The sequence below is a fragment of the Eudoraea algarum genome (assembly GCF_050589645.1).
Lineage (GTDB): Bacteria > Bacteroidota > Bacteroidia > Flavobacteriales > Flavobacteriaceae > JBNGOQ01.
Genome location: NZ_JBNGOQ010000005.1, coordinates 164,146 through 182,678, shown reverse-complemented (window position 1 = coordinate 182,678; position 18,533 = coordinate 164,146). Strand labels below are relative to the sequence as shown.

Here is an 18,533-nt window from a genome sequence, read left to right as displayed (position 1 = left end):
TTGTTCACTCCCTATGTAACTAGAACAAAACATTTCCCATACAATGAAACCGAGCAAATTATCCAGTCTTTCCCTGGGGGAACTCAAAAAAAAGGAAAAGTCCCTAAAGATGGCTATCGGTCTTTTGGCAGGGGCCGTATTGATCATGTACGGGGCCCAGATTTATAACTATGTTGAAACCAAAGAGGTCAACACCTTAATGTTGTTGCCTTTGGTCTTTACTTTTTTGGTAATTGCCAACTATGTGAATCTGAAAAAGATTACTGCAGAAATTAAATCCAGGGAGGACGTATCATAAAGAAGAAGGACCTTGTTTGGCCATTGGGAATCCGAGAAAGTACAGCGATGCTATTCTTGTAGATGCCCTGACAAATCCAAATATAAAACAAGTAGCCCCCCAATAATTGCAAGGGCACTGACTATCTTTGCATTTTTACGGTGCTAGCATTAAAATGAAGGAACAACAATCGGTACGGATCAACAAATATCTCAGCGAGGTGGGGTACTGCTCACGTAGGGCTGCAGATAAACTCATTGATGAAGGCCGTGTGACCCTGAATGGCAAGGTACCCGAAATGGGCACCAAAATTGTGGCAGGGGATGAAGTACGCGTAGACGGTAAGTTGATTTCGGAACCCGGGAATACCCAGGTCTATATTGCCTTTAACAAACCCGTGGGCATTGTTTGCACTACCGATACCAAGGTAGAAAAGGACAATATTATAGATTATATCAACTATCCAAAACGCATCTTTCCGATTGGCCGATTGGACAAACCCAGTGAGGGCCTTATCTTCTTGACAAATGACGGGGATATCGTGAACAAGATCCTACGTGCCCGGAACCATCACGAAAAGGAATACCTTGTTTCCGTTAACAAACCCCTTACCACTACCTTCATTCATAAGATGGGCAACGGTGTGCCCATTCTGGATACCGTGACCCGTAAATGCGATGTGGAACAATTAGACCGGTATCGCTTTAAAATTGTATTGACCCAAGGCCTCAATCGGCAAATTAGAAGAATGTGTGAGCACCTGGGGTACCGGGTCACTAAATTAAAACGGGTACGGATCATGAATGTAAGATTGGATATTCCGTTAGGTCAGTGGCGATACCTTACAGAAGCTGAACTAAAGGAGATCCACCGATTGGTATCGGCTTCCTCCAAGACGCACGAAGACTAAAAAAGTTGCCTACAAGGCGCCCAGGTGCCGAACGCACAATTTCGGGAATATCGGATTAATCCATCCCATGTTGTAAGGCCTGTCCCTTTTTTACGATATTCCTAATAGGTCTTTCCAAAAACGGAAGAGATCTTAGATAGAAACAGTATACATAGTATCTTAAAAATCACTACCTTAGAATGTGGAATTAGCCCCCCTCACGATGGGGTTCAAAATAAATAGATAAACCATGGGACAGAATTTCATACCATCTGTAAAAAAAACATTTACCGCACTAGTGACCTTATCGCTAGTCATAGGTTTTATGGGAAAGCTGCAAGCAGCTGCTCCTTTTCAGGATACCTCTCAACAAATTTCTGATTTTAATGTATACAAGGGCAAGGTCATCGACGCTGTTACGAAAAAACCGCTAGTCTTTGCCTCCTTGGCCATTGCGGGCACCAATATTACAACCGTTACCAATACGGAAGGTGGGTTTCAGCTAAAAGTACCCAAGGATATTTCCGAAGGCAGTGTTAGCATTTCCTTTTTGGGTTATAAGACCATAACCTTGCCCTTGTCCCAGCTAAGCGAGGACAAAAACCGTATTGCCTTAGAGGTATCCATTACCGAGCTCAGCGAGGTTGATGTGGCCATCCCCAAGGATGCGGGCGTTTTGGTAAGGGAAACCCTGGCCAAAAAGGGGGAGAACTATTTTAATGACCCGACACTGATGACGGCCTTCTATAGGGAGACCATTAAGAAGCGGAGAAAAAATGTTTCTCTTTCCGAAGCCGTGGTCAATATTTATAAGACGCCCTACACTTCGGATCGTAAAGATGCGGTAAAACTGTACAAGGCCAGAAAAAGTACGGATTACAGCAAGTTGGATACCGTAGCCTTAAAATTGCAGGGAGGTCCGTTCAATGCCCTGTTCGTGGACATCATGAAATATCCCGAATACATCTTTACACCGGAGACCATTAAACAGTACAATTTTAGCTTTGACCGGTCCACTCGAATAAACGACAGACTCATTTACGTGGTCAACTTTAGGCAAAGAGATGACATTAAAAGCCCCTTATATATGGGAAAGCTTTTCATTGATTCCCAAAACAAGACACTCACCAGCGCCATTTATTCCTTGAACATTACCGACAGGGAAAGGGCCAGTAGAATGTTCGTAAGGCGAAAGCCCAGGAACGCTACGGTATATCCGACGGAGGTGGCCTATCGGGTAGACTACAGGGAAAAGGACGGCAGATGGTATTACAGCTATAGCAATGTCCTGCTTCAGTTTAAGGTGAATTGGGATGATAAGTTGTTCAATTCGGTGTACAGTATGGCCGCGGAGATGGCCGTTACCGATTGGAAGAAAAACCTAAAGGACGAGCTGCCCAGATCCCGTGATCGTATTAAGTCGTCCATCATTTTGAGCGACGAGGCCCTAGGCTTTTCCGATCCCGATTTTTGGGGCGAATACAATATCATTGAGCCCGAAAAATCCATTGAGTCGGCCATTAAAAAGATCCAGCGCCAGTTAAGACGGGCCAACCGGGGAGGCGCTTCGACCCCCTAGGGTATGGAGACAAGACGAATAAGGAGAAATCGGTGGTTATTTAGGGCTGCCGATTTTTTTATTTTCCATAGCGAACCTCAGAAAAAGGGCAAACAGAAATGGAACTGCATTTATGAACAATTGTTTATAACTATAGTTTATATTATGTTGATTTTAAATCCATTATAAAATTTGGAATTTTCAAAAAATGGAATACATTTGATTTAAGGTTCTGGGGGATAAGTCAGCAATGACCTGGAATTCCAGAGCCGGTATAAAGTTGACGTTCTTTATATTGTTGTTTGACCGCTTTGGGAGTAGTAATGTAGCAATACATGAGTACAAAAAAAGCTGGTGGACGGACGAACGGAAGGCTTAGGCCGGAAGCGAGAAAGTTTATGTTTTTCGGACATAGTGCAGGACTTCGGTATGTACTAAAGAAAAAAAACAGAGGACAACGAGAAGAAACACGGAGTAGTTACTTGGTTTAACAATTAGGGATGAAAAATGTTTTAAACGTTAAAATAGGGAACCGGACGCAATCAATGGTTGCAGTTTTGTGGAATAGCGGAGCAATCCTATAGGAAGCAGGACACTAAGTTTGGGGAACTATTTTTAAAAAGCCATATCGATGTACTCGTACAATGATATGGCTTTTGTCTTTTTGGTGTTTTTTAATTCCCTTTTCCCCCTCCCCTTCAAAAGCGAATTCCTTTCCAAGTTTCCCCGTCCAGCACGCCCTTTGGCCGGTATAAAATTGTATATTTGCTCCGCTTTAATAAATTCTTAGAACCCTATGCCAAAAATAGTATATACGCAGACCGACGAAGCTCCCGCGTTGGCCACACAATCCTTTTTGCCCATTGTTAGGTCTTTTACCAAAACATCAGGGATTACCATAGAAACCAAGGACATCTCACTCGCAGGAAGGATTATCTCCGTTTTTCCCGATTTTTTGCAAGAAGACCAGCGAATTACGGACGATTTGGCTGCTTTGGGAACCTTGGCCAAGGCACCGGAAGCAAATATCATTAAGTTGCCCAATATTAGTGCTTCCATACCCCAACTCAAAGAAGCCATCTCAGAATTACAGGAAAAAGGCTATGCCCTACCCGATTATCCGGATGAACCTGGCAACGATACCGAAAAGGAAATAAAGTCCAGATACGACAAAATAAAAGGAAGTGCCGTAAACCCGGTTTTGCGGGAAGGAAATTCTGATCGAAGGGCACCTAAACCCATAAAAAACTACGCCAAGAAGAATCCCCATTCCATGGGCGCTTGGCGCTCAGACTCCAAGACCCATGTTGCAACCATGGATCACGGGGATTTTAAGTCCAACGAAACATCCATGACCACAACCGATGCCACCTCCATTCGTATCGAATTGACAAAAGAGGATGGCGGCACACAAGTGTTAAAGGAAAGTATTGCGCTGCAGGCCGGGGAAATCATCGATGCCACTGTGATGAGCAAAAAGGCCTTGTTGGCCTTTTTGAAAGAGCAAGTAGCAGATGCCAGGGAACAAGGAGTATTGTTTTCATTGCACATGAAGGCTACCATGATGAAGGTCTCCGATCCCATTATTTTTGGACACGCCATGGAAACCTTTTTCTCGGAGGTATTCGAAAAACACCATGCCACCTTCCAGGCCATCGGGGTGAGTGCCAACGACGGTCTTGAAAATTTACTGAACAAAATACAGGATCTCCCCCAGGGGAAAAGGACGGAAATAGAAGAGGATATTGCACTCGCAATCACAAACGGACCGGACCTTGCCATGGTAAATTCGGACAAGGGCATCACCAATTTACACGTGCCCAGTGATATCATTATTGATGCCTCCATGCCCGCCATGATCAGAAATTCGGGACAAATGTGGAATGCGGATGGAAAGGCCCAGGATACCAAGGCAGTAATTCCGGATAGCAGCTATGCAGGCATCTACGAAGCCACCATAAACTTCTGTAAGGAACAGGGCGCATTTGATCCCAGGACCATGGGCACCGTGCCCAACGTAGGCCTTATGGCACAGAAGGCAGAGGAATATGGGTCACATGACAAGACCTTTGAAATAGCGGCCAAGGGAACCGTAAAGGTTATCGATGTGGCTTCGGGCCAGTCGCTTATGGATCATTCTGTGGAAACCGGGGATATTTGGAGAATGTGCCAGGTGAAGGATGCCCCCATACAGGATTGGGTAAAACTGGCCGTTTCCAGGGCAAGGGCCTCAAATACGCCAGCGGTGTTTTGGCTGGATAGCAACAGGGCGCATGATGCGGAATTGATTAAAAAGGTAAACACTTACCTCCCACAACACGATACCTCGGGTTTGGATATCAGAATTCTTTCACCCTTGGAAGCGACCAATTTTACGCTTAAGAGAATCAAAGAAGGTAAGGATACCATTTCGGTATCGGGCAATGTGCTCAGGGATTATCTAACCGACCTCTTTCCTATACTGGAAGTGGGTACCAGCGCCAAAATGTTATCCATTGTCCCTTTGATGAACGGCGGTGGCCTTTTTGAAACCGGTGCCGGCGGCTCTGCGCCCAAACACGTGGAACAATTTTTGGAAGAGGGACACCTTCGATGGGATTCCTTGGGCGAATTCATGGCTTTGGGGGTTTCCTTGGAGTTCTACGGTGAAAAGAACAATAACAGCAAGGCTCTGGTCCTGGCCAATGCCTTGGACGATGCTACGGAAAAATTCTTGGATAACGACAAATCGCCTTCTAGAAAGGTCATGGAACTGGATACCCGTGGAAGTCATTTCTATCTGGCCCTTTACTGGGCCCAGGCCCTGGCTGCACAGGACAAGGAACCGGAATTGAAAGCTACCTTTAGCAGAATAGCCCAAGAAATGACGGAAAAGGAATCCAAAATTGTTGCAGAGCTGATCAGTGCCCAAGGGAAGGCTCAGGATATCGGGGGCTATTATAAACCCGATGCGGCAATGAGATCCAGCGCCATGCGTCCCAGTGAAACGCTCAATGCCATTCTCGAAACACTGTAGCGCGCACAGATCGTAAGGAATACAGCAGCTCAACACCAACGGTTGAACTGCTGTTTTTTTTTGAAATATGGTGGGTATTTTTGGGTCCATGTCCTTTGGCCTTGAGCACGCTATTTTTTTATTGGAACATGGCAACAAAAATGCGCCCTTATCTGGTTAGGTGGGAAACAAATAAACAAATGGCCCTTTTGAAACCTCGTGCTTTCTCTCTATTTTTAGAAAAAATTGCTTGAATGCGCGGACCATATGATTTAGTACTGCTAGCTTTTCTTTTTTTTTCGTTAAACCTCTTTTCCCAGCAACGTTATACTTTGAGCGGCACTATTACGGAAGCCGCTAGCAATGAGACTTTGATTGGTGTTAGCATACTGGTCCCAGAACTTCGCACAGGGGTAACCACTAACGAATACGGGTTTTATTCGCTTACCCTGCCTAAGGGCGAGTACACCGTTCAGGTGAGCTATATCGGTTTTCAGGATCAAAGCTTAAAAGTTTCCCTTAACCAAGACCAGCGAATCAATTTCGGCATGGTAGAAGAGGCCGAACTGTTGGAGGAAGTAGTCCTTACGGAAGATGTGGAGAAGGTAAACATTAAGACCCCACAAATGAGCGTAGTGACCTTGGCCACACCGACCATAAAAAAAATTCCCGTGGTTTTGGGCGAGGCCGATGTTATAAAATCCCTTTTATTGCTTCCGGGGGTCACCAGTGCAGGCGAAGGCGCTTCAGGTTTTAACGTCCGCGGTGGGGCGGCCGATCAGAATCTTATTCTGCTGGATGAGGCCACAATTTTTAACTCTTCCCATCTTTTTGGTTTCTTTTCCGTGTTCAATCCCGATGCTATAAAGGATGTAAAGTTGTTCAAAGGAGGCATACCCGCCAGATATGGCGGTAGGGTTTCTTCAGTGTTGGAAATTTTTCAAAAAGAAGGCAATAGCAAGGAACTTAAGTTCAACGGCGGCATAGGTGCTGTGGCCAGCAGGCTGCTGGCAGAAGGTCCCATAGTCAAGGACAAGTCGGCTTTCCTGATTGGAGGAAGGGCCTCTTACGCCCACTTGTTCTTACCCCTGTTCGATGTGGACAACCGAGCGTATTTCTTTGATCTGAACACCAAACTCAATTACAAGATAAACGAACGAAACAACATTTATCTGTCGGGATATTTTGGTCGCGATCTCTTTAGTATCAACGATAGCTTTGTGAACACCTATGGTAATGCCGTGCTAAATTTCAGATGGAACCATCTTTTCTCGGACAAACTGTTCTCCAATCTTTCGCTGATTTATTCGGACTATTCCTATGGCTTGGAATTGGACTTTGTAGGCTTTGAATGGGATTCGGGCATCCTTAACCTGAACGCCAAATACGATCTAAAGCACTACATCAATGATAAACTACAGATCAATTACGGTCTTAACAATATTTACTACGATTTCAACCCTGGAAAAATTGTGCCCAGCAGCGAGGATTCCGGCATCGTGGAAGATCAGTTAACGAAAAAATTTGCCAATGAAACTGCCATATACGTGGATGTGCAACACGATATTACAGAACGGCTCAGCCTAGGGTACGGTTTGCGATTAAGTCATTTTGTACGTTTGGGACAGGACGAGTTCTTTGTTTATGAAAATGACAATCCTGTTCTTTTTGATCCCTTTCAACTGATCTACACCGAGGCAGAACCCATTGATACCATAAATCCGGGAAGAGGTTCCAACCTGGCCAACTTTACCAATCTGGAACCCCGGGTGACCCTGGCCTATAGTTTTGGGCAAAATGCGTCCATAAAAGCAAGTTACACCCGCTTGGCGCAATACCTGCATTTGCTCTCCAATACCAGTTCCCCCACCCCGCTCGATGTGTGGACCCCAAGCGGTCCCTTTGTAGAACCCCAATTGCTCGATCAGTACGCCCTGGGGTTCTTTAAGAACATAAAACAGGGCACATATGCCCTGGAAACTGAGGTTTTCTATAAGGACATCCAAAACCGCATCGATTATATAGACGGTGCCAACCTCATCGCCAATGATGCCATTGAACAGGTAATACTCAATGGAGAGGCCAGGGCATATGGCTTGGAGCTTCTGCTGCGCAAAAATGAGGGAAGGCTTCGAGGGTGGCTGGCCTATACCTTGTCCAAATCGGAACAACGTACCCCGGGAAGGCCTCCGTTCGAGGACACCGGTAGATCTGATATGGAAACAGGGATCAACCTAGGCGAATGGTACCATACGCCCTATGACAAAACGCATGACATTTCGATCTATGCCAGTTATGAATTGAACAAAAAATGGAGTTTTGACTCCAACTTCATCTTCCAGACAGGGCAACCGACCAATTTTCCGGTAGGGCAGTTCGAATTTCAAGGCCTTACCGTGCCCTTTTTTGGGCAGCGGAATGTGGAACGTTTGCCCGATTACCACAGAATAGATATTTCTGCTACCCTGGTACCAAAAAAGAACAAAGGCAGAAAATGGCAGTCCGAATGGGTTTTTAGCGTATATAATGTATACAATAGAAGGAACGCCGCCTCGATCAGTTTTAGACAAAATCAGGATACCGGGGTGAACGAGGCCATCCGTACCTCTATTTTTGGGATCGTACCGGCCGTTACCTATAATTTTAAATTTTAAGGTCATGAAAAGAATAATCGCACTGCTTATTTTAACATCCATGCTTCTGGCCTGTGAAGATGTTATTGATGTGGAGGTCCCCACCGAAGCGCCCCGTTTGTCCGTTGACGCCCTTATTCGGGTAGACGAAAGTGAACCTACCATGAATCTGGTATTCAAGGCCACTTTGACCAACTCTTTCTTTGAACCCATTTCTCCGGCACAACTGGAACAGATCTCGTTGATCAATTTAGACCTCCCTACAGCCAACAATCAAAACATACGCTTTCCCGTGGAAACCGTGCCCGGCTCCGGCATTTACGAAGTCGTAAGTTCGGTTGATTTTTTGCTGGAAGGAGAACTCTTGTTGCAGATACGTCATGATGGTCAGTCCTACCTGGCTACAACACGTTATGTACCCACCGTGCCCATAGATAATCTGGTGCAGGGAACCGAAACACTTTTTGATGATGAGGACACCGAAGTGGAAATCACCTTTACCGATGACGCCGACCGAGAGGATTTTTACGTTTTTGATTTTGGTTTTGGGGAATTTCTTGTCACCGAAGACGAGTTTTTCCAAGGACAGGAATTTCAGTTTTCGTACTTCTATGACAAAAACCTGCGTGTAGGCCAGGAAGTCAATATTAGTATCCTGGGGGCCGATCAGTTGTTCTTCAACTATATGGACAAATTGATCGAGCAGGGTGGTGTTGATATGGGGCCTTTTGCCACTCCCGCCGCTACGGTACGGGGAAATATTTTTAATGTTACCGACCTTGACAATGTGGATGTCTTTGATAATGTGGGGAATCCCAACAATTTTGCCCTGGGGTACTTTGCCGTGGTCCAGGAATTTAAACAATCCCTTGTTATAGAATAGCTTTTGCCCTAGCCAAAAAAGGTCTGGAGGGCCAGAATAATTAGAAGCCCTGTAATCCCCTGAAAAAATGTGGCCATGGTAAAGCTTTTGAGTGCCGTTTTCACGTTCATACCGGAAAATTGGGATACCACCCAGAAATAACTATCATTGATATGGGATACCGTCATGGCACCGGCACCAACGGCCAGGACCGTGCTTACCCTTCCCATACTACTATCCAGTCCAAGGGAGGACAGTAGCGGCGCCATAATGGCCGCCGTGGTAACGATGGCCACCGTAGAGGACCCCTGTGCCGTTTTAAGTAGGGCTGCTATGGCAAAGGAAATTAAAATGCCTCCCTGCAGCATACCGGAATCAAGGTCTATGAAACTTGCAATATCCATGACCCGTAACACGTTCCCAAAGGCTCCGCCGGCCCCAGTGATCAAAATAATGATGCCCGCATCCTTTAGGGCCGTGACCACCCATTCATACTTTTCTTTCAGGGATACTTTCCAACTGATATTAAAGGCTAGAATTACCCCGATAAGCAAGGCGATGGTGGGGTTTCCCAAAAAATCCAATAGCCCAAAAATCAAGCCTTTCCCCAGGGGATAAGTGGGGTAGTTAACGATTGATTTTAGGGCAATGAGGAGTATCGGCATGGCCAAGGGCAAAAAAGCGGATACGGCGCCCACCTCAATCTCGGGTACCCCAACCTCTTCTGTCTTGACTGGAGCTGTCTCCTGTTCGCCATCCTTCTTTTTGGTCCGGGCACCTATGAACCGGGCCCATAAATACCCTACCAAGGACACCGGAATGGCAACGGCAAGTCCCCATAACATTACCAAGGCCAAATCAGCTTCCAAAACAGCTGCAGCTGCAAGCGGTCCAGGGGTTGGTGGTACAAAAACGTGGGCAGCATATAATCCCGTGGCAAGCGAGACGGCCAAGAAAATTAGGGATAATCCTGTTTTTTTTGCCAGCGCTTTGTTCAAGGAGGACAAGATGATAAAACCCGAATCGCAAAATACGGGTATGGATATTACAAAGCCTGTCGCGTTCATGCCCAAGGGTGCTCGCTTTATCCCAATTGCCCTTAGGATGACATCCGCAATTATCCGGGTACTCCCTGTCCTTTCCAAAAAGATTCCGATGACCGTTCCAAAAGCTATGATCAAGCCGATGCTCGAGAGGGTTTTCCCAAAACCATCGGTTATGGTCTTGGTTACCGTATTGGGTTCCAGACCCAGTAGTACACCAGCTACCAATGCCGCCACGACTAAGGAAAAAACAGGATGCACCTTAAATTTTACAGTAGCCACTATGATCAACAGTACTACTAGAATTAAAACCAAGAAAATGTTCATATAGTCAATCTGGTTGGTGTTATTACGTATTGATCCGTACCCTAGTGCTCGCTAGTGGCGTTTCCGTCGTGTCCCCTATCAATCCTATTTCTGTTTATCCCTGTAGGAATTCCCTAAATATATACCATTATTCCTATTTTTGGCATATGTGAATAAGATTTCTATTGCAATGAAGACAAACAAAGCGCTGTTATTGAAGGGCATTAAATATATTGCCTATACTACCGCCCTGATGTTCACGGCACCTGTTGTAATCTATCAGGCCTTTAAGAACCCGGACCACCCCTGGTACATCCCTGTGCTGATCGTGGGAATTATTTTGGCTATTGGAGCCGTGTCCCTCGGGTTTTATAGCATCAAAACACTTTTGGACGCCATTTTTGGAACTAAAAAATAAGGCGCTCCAGATCCGCTTCCCAAGTATAGACCAAAATCGCCCGCACATCTGTTGTCCGCATCAATACAAGATGCTATCTTTGCACACTTATTGACGCAATAGAAGGTATGATCAAAATTACATTGCCCGATGGATCGGTCAGGGAGTATGCCCAAGGCAGTACGCCCATGGATGTGGCCAAAAGCATAAGCGAGGGTTTGGCGCGAAATGTTATTTCGGCCAAATTCAACGATACCGTGGTAGAAACAGTAACACCACTCACAGTTGACGGTGATTTAACGCTCTATACCTGGAAGGATGCCGAAGGAAAAAAGGCATTTTGGCATTCCACTTCCCACATTGTGGCCCAAACACTTGAAGAGTTATATCCTGGAATTAAATTAACCATTGGTCCTGCCATTGAAAATGGGTTCTACTATGATGTGGATTTTGGGGAGCATACCATATCGGAGAAGGACTTTCCGGAAATAGAAAAACGGGCATTGGAAATTGCCCGTGGCAAGCACGATTATAAAATGCGCGCGGTCTCCAAGGCCGATGCGCTAGCCCTCTATACCTCTCAAGGGAACGAATACAAAGTAGAACTGATCGAAAATTTGGAAGATGGTACCATTAGTTTTTGCGACCACGACACCTTTACCGATCTATGTCGAGGGGGACATATCCCCAATACAGGCATTGTTAAGGCCATCAAAATTCTAAGTGTGGCCGGTGCCTATTGGCGGGGCGATGAAAACAAACCTCAACTTACCAGGGTCTACGGCATTTCCTTCCCCAAGCAAAAGGAGCTTACGGAATATTTGGAACTGCTCGAAGAGGCCAAGAAAAGAGATCATAGGAAATTGGGCAAGGAACTGGGACTGTTCACCTTTTCCCAAAAAGTGGGCCAGGGCCTACCCCTATGGTTGCCCAAGGGGGCAGCATTAAGGGAACGTTTGGAACAGTTCTTAAAGAAGGCCCAGAAAAAAGCGGGCTATGAAATGGTGGCGACCCCGCATATTGGCCAAAAGGAACTCTACATCACTTCTGGCCATTATGAAAAGTATGGGGAAGACAGCTTTCAGCCAATAAAAACGCCCAAGCAGGACGAGGAATTTTTATTGAAACCTATGAACTGTCCGCATCACATTGAAATCTTTAACAGCCGACCCTATAGTTATCGGGAACTTCCCAAACGCTACGCAGAATTTGGTACGGTATACCGCTATGAACAAAGCGGCGAACTGCACGGACTGACCAGGGTGCGAGGGTTTACCCAGGATGATGCCCATATTTTCTGTACCCCGGAACAGGTGAATGAAGAGTTTAAAAACGTTATAGATCTTTCCCTTTATGTGTTGGGCTCCCTGGGCTTTGATAATTTTACCGCCCAAGTATCGGTAAGGGATTTGGACCATCCTGAAAAGTACCTTGGATCCCCCGAAAACTGGGAAAAGGCAGAACAGGCCATCATTGATGCCGCCGAGGAGAAAGAACTCAATTTTAAGATAGAAAGTGGGGAAGCCGCTTTCTACGGCCCAAAGCTCGATTTCATGGTCAAGGATGCCTTAGGGAGAGAGTGGCAATTGGGCACTATACAAGTAGATTATAATTTACCGGAACGTTTTGATCTTACCTATAAGGGAAGCGATAACGAGTTACATAGGCCCATTATGATACACCGAGCCCCTTTTGGTAGTATGGAGCGCTTTATAGCTCTCTTACTGGAGCATACCGGAGGAAATTTTCCCTTATGGCTCATTCCGGAGCAGGCTATTGTATTGCCGGTCAGCGAGAAACATGAAAAATATGCTGAAAAAGTTTTAAATTCACTGGAAAATGACGAAATTCGCGCCCTCGTAGATAAAAGAAACGAGACGGTAGGAAAGAAAATACGGGAAGCGGAAATGAACAAGATTCCATTTATGCTCATCGTAGGGGAACAGGAAGAAAAGCAAGGGACCGTAGCCGTTAGAAAACACGGTGGAGAAGATTTGGGATCCCTTGCGGTAAAAGATTTCGCCCACTTGGTAGCTAATGAAATAAATAGTACCTTAAAGTCGTTTTAAAAAATTTACGTTTAATTAAAAAAATTTAAGCCATAGCAATAAGAAGAAGATTTAGGCCCCAACCTAGAAGGGAAAATAAAAATCCCCACAACATCAACGAGAAAATTACGGCTCCCAAGGTTAGATTGGTAGGCGATAATATAGAGGTGGGTGTTTATTCCTTGCAGGATGCAGTTGCAAAATCTGAAGAATTGGGACTTGACCTGGTTGAAATCTCACCCAAGGCAGATCCTCCGGTTTGTAAAATTATTGACTATAAAAAGTTCCTTTACGAACAGAAGAAAAGGGAAAAGGCCATGAAGGCCAAAGCCACCAAAGTGGTCGTAAAGGAAATTAGGTTTGGTCCCCAAACGGATGACCACGACTATGAGTTTAAAAAGAAGCATGCGGAAAAGTTCCTAAAGGACGGGGCGAAGTTAAAGGCCTATGTTTTTTTCAAAGGACGTTCCATAGTGTACAAGGACCAAGGTGAAATCCTGTTGTTACGTCTGGCCCAGGAGTTGGAAGATTATGGAAAGGTGGAACAGATGCCCAAATTGGAGGGAAAACGAATGACCATGTTCATAGCTCCCAAAACAAAAAAGTAAGTAAGCGAGATAAATCATAAACTAGGAAGAAGATGCCTAAGATGAAAACAAAATCCAGTGCCAAAAAGCGTTTTAAGCTTACGGGTACTGGTAAAATCAAAAGAAAGCACGCTTTTAAGAGTCACATTCTTACGAAGAAGTCTAAAAAGCGTAAGCTTAAGTTAACGCACGCTACACTGGTACACCAGTCCGACGTTAACAGTATTAAGGAGCAATTACGTTTAAAATAATTGTTCTTTTCGGTAAATCATTAACCCTGGAGTTGGGCCCTTACAAGTATTCGTTGGTTCGAATCGCCTGCTACAAAAATTAGAAATTATGCCAAGATCAGTAAATTCAGTCGCTTCAAGAGCTCGAAGAAAAAAAGTGATGAAGCAAGCAAAAGGTTACTTTGGAAGACGTAAAAATGTCTGGACAGTAGCCAAAAATGCGGTAGAGAAAGCAATGACATATGCCTACCGCGACCGTAGAAACAAAAAAAGAAATTTTCGTGCCCTATGGATCACCCGTATTAATGCTGGTGCCCGATTGCACGGAATGTCCTATTCCCAGTTTATGGGCAAGGTAAAGGCCAATGGTATTGAGCTAAACCGTAAGGTTTTGGCAGATTTGGCCATGAACCACCCGGAGGCATTTAAGGCCATCGTTGAAAAAGTAAAATAACTAATGGAAATATCTCGCTTAAAAGCCCGCTCTTTGGAGCGGGCTTTTTTTATGCCTTTTTGAGCGCATAGATATCCAGGCTGCTCGCTTTTCCCTTAAGTGCCAGGTTTCCGATATGCCTCTCCGTATAAGTTGATGACAATTCCAGATTTTCCAACAAATCTTTCGAAATCAATAGTTTTTCTCCGAGGACATTGCATTGGTCTTGTATCCTGGAACTTGTATTGATGACGTCTCCATGGTAGGCCAGTTCCTTTTTAACACTGCCCACTTCCACCACGATCAACCTCCCCCCGTGCAGGCCGGCCTTAAATTCCGGGACATGGCCATAGGTCCTTTCATAGTGCAGCGCCCGTTTGCGCAAGCGTTTTTGAAAAGCGAAAAAGAGGGCAACACAGTTGTTCCGTTTTACGGCATTTTTAAAGCTCCAGCTTAGAACTGCTTCGTCCCCTACGTATTGATATACCTCGGCGCTATGGGCATCCAACACCAGATTGAGGTCTAAAAAACACTCCTGTATGAACTTGCTATAAGCCAAATGGCCCAGCTTTTCGGCAATAGTGGTAGAGGATTTAAGATCCAGGAACATAAAGACCCGTTCTTCCTCTGCCGGTTTTCGGTATTTGCCGATCAGCAGTTTTAGGAAAGACTCCCTACCAAACCGCTCCTTAGCAATCTTGAGAAAGGAGAACACCAGGGAACTGACCACAAAATAGACTACCGTGATCCAAAACACCTTACTGGTACGCCACCAACCGCGCTCGTTGGGCAGGTCCAGATCCATTTCCTCTTCCACAACGAAGCTCATCAGGCTCATGGACACTATCAGCAAAATCAAATAAATCTGCGTCCTCAGGAGAATGGAAAGGCCCAAATTGAGTCGTTTCAAAAGAAATTTATCGAAAAGGAATTCAATCAACCCATAAAAGAAGCCGATAAGGACACCCAGCAAAACACCAAAGCCCATCCATTGCGTAAAGGGTACGTCCATGGTGGCATCTACTACGATTCCCGCCTCGGTATCCAGGGCATAATACCTTATGAAAATGAAGAAAGTAAATGCCAAGGACCAATATACTATGGCCGTGAGCAGTAACTCAAAAAATTGTTTTACCCTGGGTCTCAAATCAAAAGGGGGCCTGTTTTATGTTCGTTATCATCACATTTTATTTTTAAACGCCAAAGCAGCTGAGTACCAATTTCCGTCCCGAAGCATTGTCCCTATGCTCACAGAGGTAAATTCCCTGCCAGGTGCCCAGGTTTAATTTACCCTGACTAATGGGTATCTGTACCGACGCTCCCATGAGGGACGATTTTATATGGGCGGGCATATCGTCCGGTCCCTCAAAGGTATGCACATAGTAGGGCGCATTTTCCGGTACCATGACGTTCATATGGCTCTCAAAATCGGTCCGTACGGTGGGATCTGCATTTTCGTTGATGGTAAGACTTGCCGAAGTATGTTTAATAAAAACATGCAACAGTCCGGTACTAATCTGCCCTATTTCGGGCAATGCTTCGTAGATGGCCGAGGAGATCAGATGAAATCCCCTGGGATAGCTTGGCAATCGCATCTCCTTCTGAAATGACTTCATGAATGGTACAGTTATCGGATTCCCTGTACTAAAATAATATAAACTTTACCCATATATCCAAAATATTACAACTTATGGGATAACTTTGCCCACTTAAAGAACGTAAATGGATCTATCCAACATAAAAATGGTGGTGTCCGATATGGACGGTACCCTCTTGAATTCCAGACATGAAGTCAGCGACCGTTTCTTTTCGCTCTTCCGGGCATTACAGGAAAAGGACATTCTTTTTGTTGCAGCAAGCGGCCGGCAATACGGAAGCATGGCGGCAAAACTTGATGCTATCAAGGACGATATCATTATTATTGCGGAGAACGGCGCTTATGTTAAACGGCGTAATGAAGTGCTTTTGACTACCCCCATGGACATGAAGGACGTAGATACTATTTTGAAAATTACCAAGGACACCAAGGGGGCACATGCTGCCATTTGTACCCAGGACAGGGCCTATGTGAACGGTAGTTCAAAGGATTTTATAAACCTATTAAAAGAGTATTACTCCAATTTTGATGTAATTCAGGACAGGGGAAGTATTAGCGGGGAGGTGCTCAAAATTGCCATATATCATTTTGAAAGTTCCGAGCAATACGTATATCCGGCGGTAAGGCATTTGGATGGTTCACTAAAAATAAAGGTCTCGGGCCCCAATTGGGTGGATGTATCCCACAACCACGCCCACAAGGGATTTGCCTTGGGCAAGGTAATGCACGCCTACAACCTTAGCGCGGACCAAGTGATGGTTTTTGGGGACTATAACAACGATCTGGAAATGATGCAGCTCTCCGACTATAGTTTTGCCATGGCCAACGCACATTCCAATATTCTAAAGGCAGCAAAATACCGGACCAGCAGTAATGACAACCACGGTGTGGAACGCATTTTGGAAAAGCTGTTGACCGCTAAAATCGGCTAGGTTTTTTGCTTCTTCTTCTGGGCGGCCGGAAACAGCACATTGTTCAGAATAAGTCGATAGCCTGGTGAGGTGGGATGTAGTTCCAATTCCGTTTTGGGATCCCCTACCCTATGCTGGTAGTCTTCCGGGTCATGGCCTCCGTAGAAGGTGAAGAAACCCTTCCCCTTTATCCCATGGATATACCGGGCCTCCCCGTTGATCTTGTTCTCTCCCAATACCATGACCGTGGGTTTTATCTCGTTCCGCGTAAAGGAAGTCGTCTGGCCCATAAATCCTTTGACCAGGGAAGTGTGGTTCTGGCAGAGCATGGTGGGCACGGGATCCCATTTGGCCGAAAAATCCATCAAAGAAAAATAATCGGATTCTTTGGGAACGTTACGCCTTTTGTTGGTCATGTCTATAGATGAAAACTCATATCGGGCCGGATTCCGTTCCAGGACAAAATTGGTGAAGGCAAAGGTTTTGTCGTAATCCAACCTACTCTGGTAATTGGGATCCGAAGGGTCTCCATCGAACATGGGTTCGCAGATATCCACCCCATCTGCGGCCAGGGCAATATCGTAACTGTCCGTAGCGGAGCACATGGCAAACATGAACCCGCCCCCGATGACGTAGTTTCGTATTTTCAGGGCCACCGCCCTTTTTTCTTCCGAAACCTTGCTATACCCTAATTTTTGGGCGAGTTCCTCTGCACTGCGTTTCCCTTCAATATACCATGGTGCCGCCCTATAGGCGCCATAGAACTTACCGTATTGTCCGGTAAAATCCTCATGGTGCAAATGCAGCCAATCGTACAGGGCCAATTTATTGTCCAATACCTCCTCGTCATATATCGTGACATACGGTATTTCCGCATAGGTAAGCACCATCGTCACCGCATCGTCCCAAGGTTGGTTCCCCTTGGGAGAATATACCGCAATCTTTGGTGGCTTTTCCAGCACTACCGCTTCCTGGTTCTGGGAGGGGCTGCTAATAGACTCCAAGATGGCCTGGGTCTGGGCATCGGATAAAATTTCAAAGGAAACCCCCCGGATTTGGCATTCCCTCCGAATGCTCTCCCCATTAGGCAAAAGAAACGAGCCACCCCTATAGTTCAACAACCATTGTACCTTTTGTTGCTTGGTAAGCACCCAGTAGGTGATGCCATAGGCCTTTAAATGGTTCTTTTGGCCCTCTGCATCCATAGGAATCAGAATGGTGGAGGCAAAAACATGTAAAGAGAAGAAAAAGAAAAAGAAGGAAAAGAGTAGCCTACCCATAGAAAAAAATGTTGTTGACCCTACAAAGTTACCTGAAAAATCATAACCCTGGATGGGACCAAGATCTTGAATGCAAGTTATACTATTTCAACTGGTCAAAGCTGTTAAAAAATGATAAAAACAGTTAAGAAACTGCAAGATAAGGTATCGCAAAGGTTCATTTTGCCCTTAGGTGATCGGAGGTAAGGTTTTGGTCGACTTAAATGATTCTCTTTAATTCTAACTGTTTTAATGTGTCCCTTTGGCCGTTCGTCCTGCGACATAGAGTTTTTGATAGCCCATTTAATGGACGGCGAAACACCTACACTTCCCACTTATTCATATATAGTCCCGCTGGTAACATTCCATTTTTTATTCGCCTCTTATTTGGCGATCTTGGCAACTTTCCTTGCTAAGGGAAACAAATAAAACAATCTGGAACCTTAGGTACTTGCGATGAAACCGAAGCAATCCAACCAAGGTTTCGGGGAAACGAAAATACCATTCC

At 45.2% G+C, this 18,533-nt stretch carries 16 protein-coding genes; 12 read left to right on the top strand and 4 right to left on the bottom strand.

The window, feature by feature from the left end; genetic code table 11:
- The first annotated feature begins 43 nt into the window (after nucleotides 1–43).
- The 6 genes from ACRD67_RS19135 (at nucleotide 44) to ACRD67_RS19110 (ending at nucleotide 9,235) form a co-directional block, all read left to right on the top strand.
- Nucleotides 44–298 (top strand): hypothetical protein, encoded by a 255-nt coding sequence (locus ACRD67_RS19135; protein WP_430968887.1) that lies wholly within the window; start codon nucleotides 44–46, stop codon nucleotides 296–298.
- 154 nt (nucleotides 299–452) lie between these two features.
- A complete protein-coding gene (rluF, locus tag ACRD67_RS19130) occupies nucleotides 453–1,187 on the top strand; it encodes a 23S rRNA pseudouridine(2604) synthase RluF (protein WP_430968885.1) in 735 nt (244 codons plus the stop codon).
- Between the two features lie 229 nt (nucleotides 1,188–1,416).
- The gene (locus tag ACRD67_RS19125; RefSeq protein WP_430968883.1) at nucleotides 1,417–2,745 is read left to right on the top strand and encodes a carboxypeptidase-like regulatory domain-containing protein; all 1,329 of its coding nucleotides are present in this window, start codon (nucleotides 1,417–1,419) and stop codon (nucleotides 2,743–2,745) included.
- A 775-nt stretch (nucleotides 2,746–3,520) separates the two neighbouring features.
- Nucleotides 3,521–5,740 carry an NADP-dependent isocitrate dehydrogenase gene (locus ACRD67_RS19120; RefSeq protein WP_430968881.1) on the top strand — a complete coding sequence of 740 codons (2,220 nt, stop codon included), beginning with the start codon at nucleotides 3,521–3,523 and terminating at the stop codon, nucleotides 5,738–5,740.
- 233 nt (nucleotides 5,741–5,973) lie between these two features.
- On the top strand, nucleotides 5,974–8,373 hold the full coding sequence (locus ACRD67_RS19115) for a TonB-dependent receptor (protein ID WP_430968879.1): 2,400 nt from the start codon (nucleotides 5,974–5,976) through the stop codon (nucleotides 8,371–8,373).
- A 4-nt stretch (nucleotides 8,374–8,377) separates the two neighbouring features.
- Complete coding sequence (locus tag ACRD67_RS19110; protein ID WP_430968877.1) at nucleotides 8,378–9,235, top strand: DUF4249 family protein; 858 nt, start codon at nucleotides 8,378–8,380, stop codon at nucleotides 9,233–9,235.
- A gap of 8 nt (nucleotides 9,236–9,243) precedes the next feature.
- Here the strand turns inward: ACRD67_RS19110 and ACRD67_RS19105 are convergent, their stop codons facing one another.
- Nucleotides 9,244–10,584: a GntP family permease gene (locus ACRD67_RS19105; protein ID WP_430968875.1), complete on the bottom strand. Its 1,341-nt coding sequence runs from the start codon at nucleotides 10,582–10,584 to the stop codon at nucleotides 9,244–9,246.
- A gap of 169 nt (nucleotides 10,585–10,753) precedes the next feature.
- On the opposite strand from ACRD67_RS19105, the gene ACRD67_RS19100 reads away from it, so the two are divergent.
- From ACRD67_RS19100 to rplT, 5 genes are all read left to right on the top strand, one after another.
- Nucleotides 10,754–10,981, top strand: a complete 228-nt coding sequence (locus ACRD67_RS19100; protein WP_430968873.1) for a DUF6095 family protein — start codon at nucleotides 10,754–10,756, stop codon at nucleotides 10,979–10,981.
- A 107-nt stretch (nucleotides 10,982–11,088) separates the two neighbouring features.
- Complete coding sequence (gene thrS / locus ACRD67_RS19095) at nucleotides 11,089–13,029, top strand: threonine--tRNA ligase (protein ID WP_430968872.1); 1,941 nt, start codon at nucleotides 11,089–11,091, stop codon at nucleotides 13,027–13,029.
- Nucleotides 13,030–13,061: 32 nt separating this feature from the next.
- Nucleotides 13,062–13,616: a translation initiation factor IF-3 gene (infC, locus tag ACRD67_RS19090; RefSeq protein ID WP_430969170.1), complete on the top strand. Its 555-nt coding sequence runs from the start codon at nucleotides 13,062–13,064 to the stop codon at nucleotides 13,614–13,616.
- Between the two features lie 32 nt (nucleotides 13,617–13,648).
- On the top strand, nucleotides 13,649–13,846 hold the full coding sequence (gene rpmI / locus ACRD67_RS19085) for a 50S ribosomal protein L35 (protein WP_430968871.1): 198 nt from the start codon (nucleotides 13,649–13,651) through the stop codon (nucleotides 13,844–13,846).
- Nucleotides 13,847–13,934: 88 nt separating this feature from the next.
- Complete coding sequence (rplT, locus tag ACRD67_RS19080; RefSeq protein WP_430968869.1) at nucleotides 13,935–14,279, top strand: 50S ribosomal protein L20; 345 nt, start codon at nucleotides 13,935–13,937, stop codon at nucleotides 14,277–14,279.
- Between the two features lie 49 nt (nucleotides 14,280–14,328).
- Here rplT and ACRD67_RS19075 read toward each other — a convergent pair whose 3' ends face one another.
- Together ACRD67_RS19075 and ACRD67_RS19070 are read right to left on the bottom strand one after the other, a co-directional pair.
- Nucleotides 14,329–15,405: an adenylate/guanylate cyclase domain-containing protein gene (locus ACRD67_RS19075; protein WP_430968867.1), complete on the bottom strand. Its 1,077-nt coding sequence runs from the start codon at nucleotides 15,403–15,405 to the stop codon at nucleotides 14,329–14,331.
- 46 nt (nucleotides 15,406–15,451) lie between these two features.
- Nucleotides 15,452–15,874, bottom strand: a complete 423-nt coding sequence (locus ACRD67_RS19070; protein ID WP_430968866.1) for a secondary thiamine-phosphate synthase enzyme YjbQ — start codon at nucleotides 15,872–15,874, stop codon at nucleotides 15,452–15,454.
- Nucleotides 15,875–15,980: 106 nt separating this feature from the next.
- Here ACRD67_RS19070 and ACRD67_RS19065 point away from each other — a divergent pair, with 106 nt between their 5' ends.
- Complete coding sequence (locus ACRD67_RS19065; RefSeq protein ID WP_430968864.1) at nucleotides 15,981–16,787, top strand: HAD family hydrolase; 807 nt, start codon at nucleotides 15,981–15,983, stop codon at nucleotides 16,785–16,787.
- Here the strand turns inward: ACRD67_RS19065 and ACRD67_RS19060 are convergent.
- On the bottom strand, nucleotides 16,784–18,046 hold the full coding sequence (locus tag ACRD67_RS19060; RefSeq protein WP_430968863.1) for an asparagine synthetase B: 1,263 nt from the start codon (nucleotides 18,044–18,046) through the stop codon (nucleotides 16,784–16,786). The two genes, ACRD67_RS19065 and ACRD67_RS19060, sit on opposite strands and share 4 nt — an antisense overlap.
- Nucleotides 18,047–18,533: the final 487 nt, after the last annotated feature.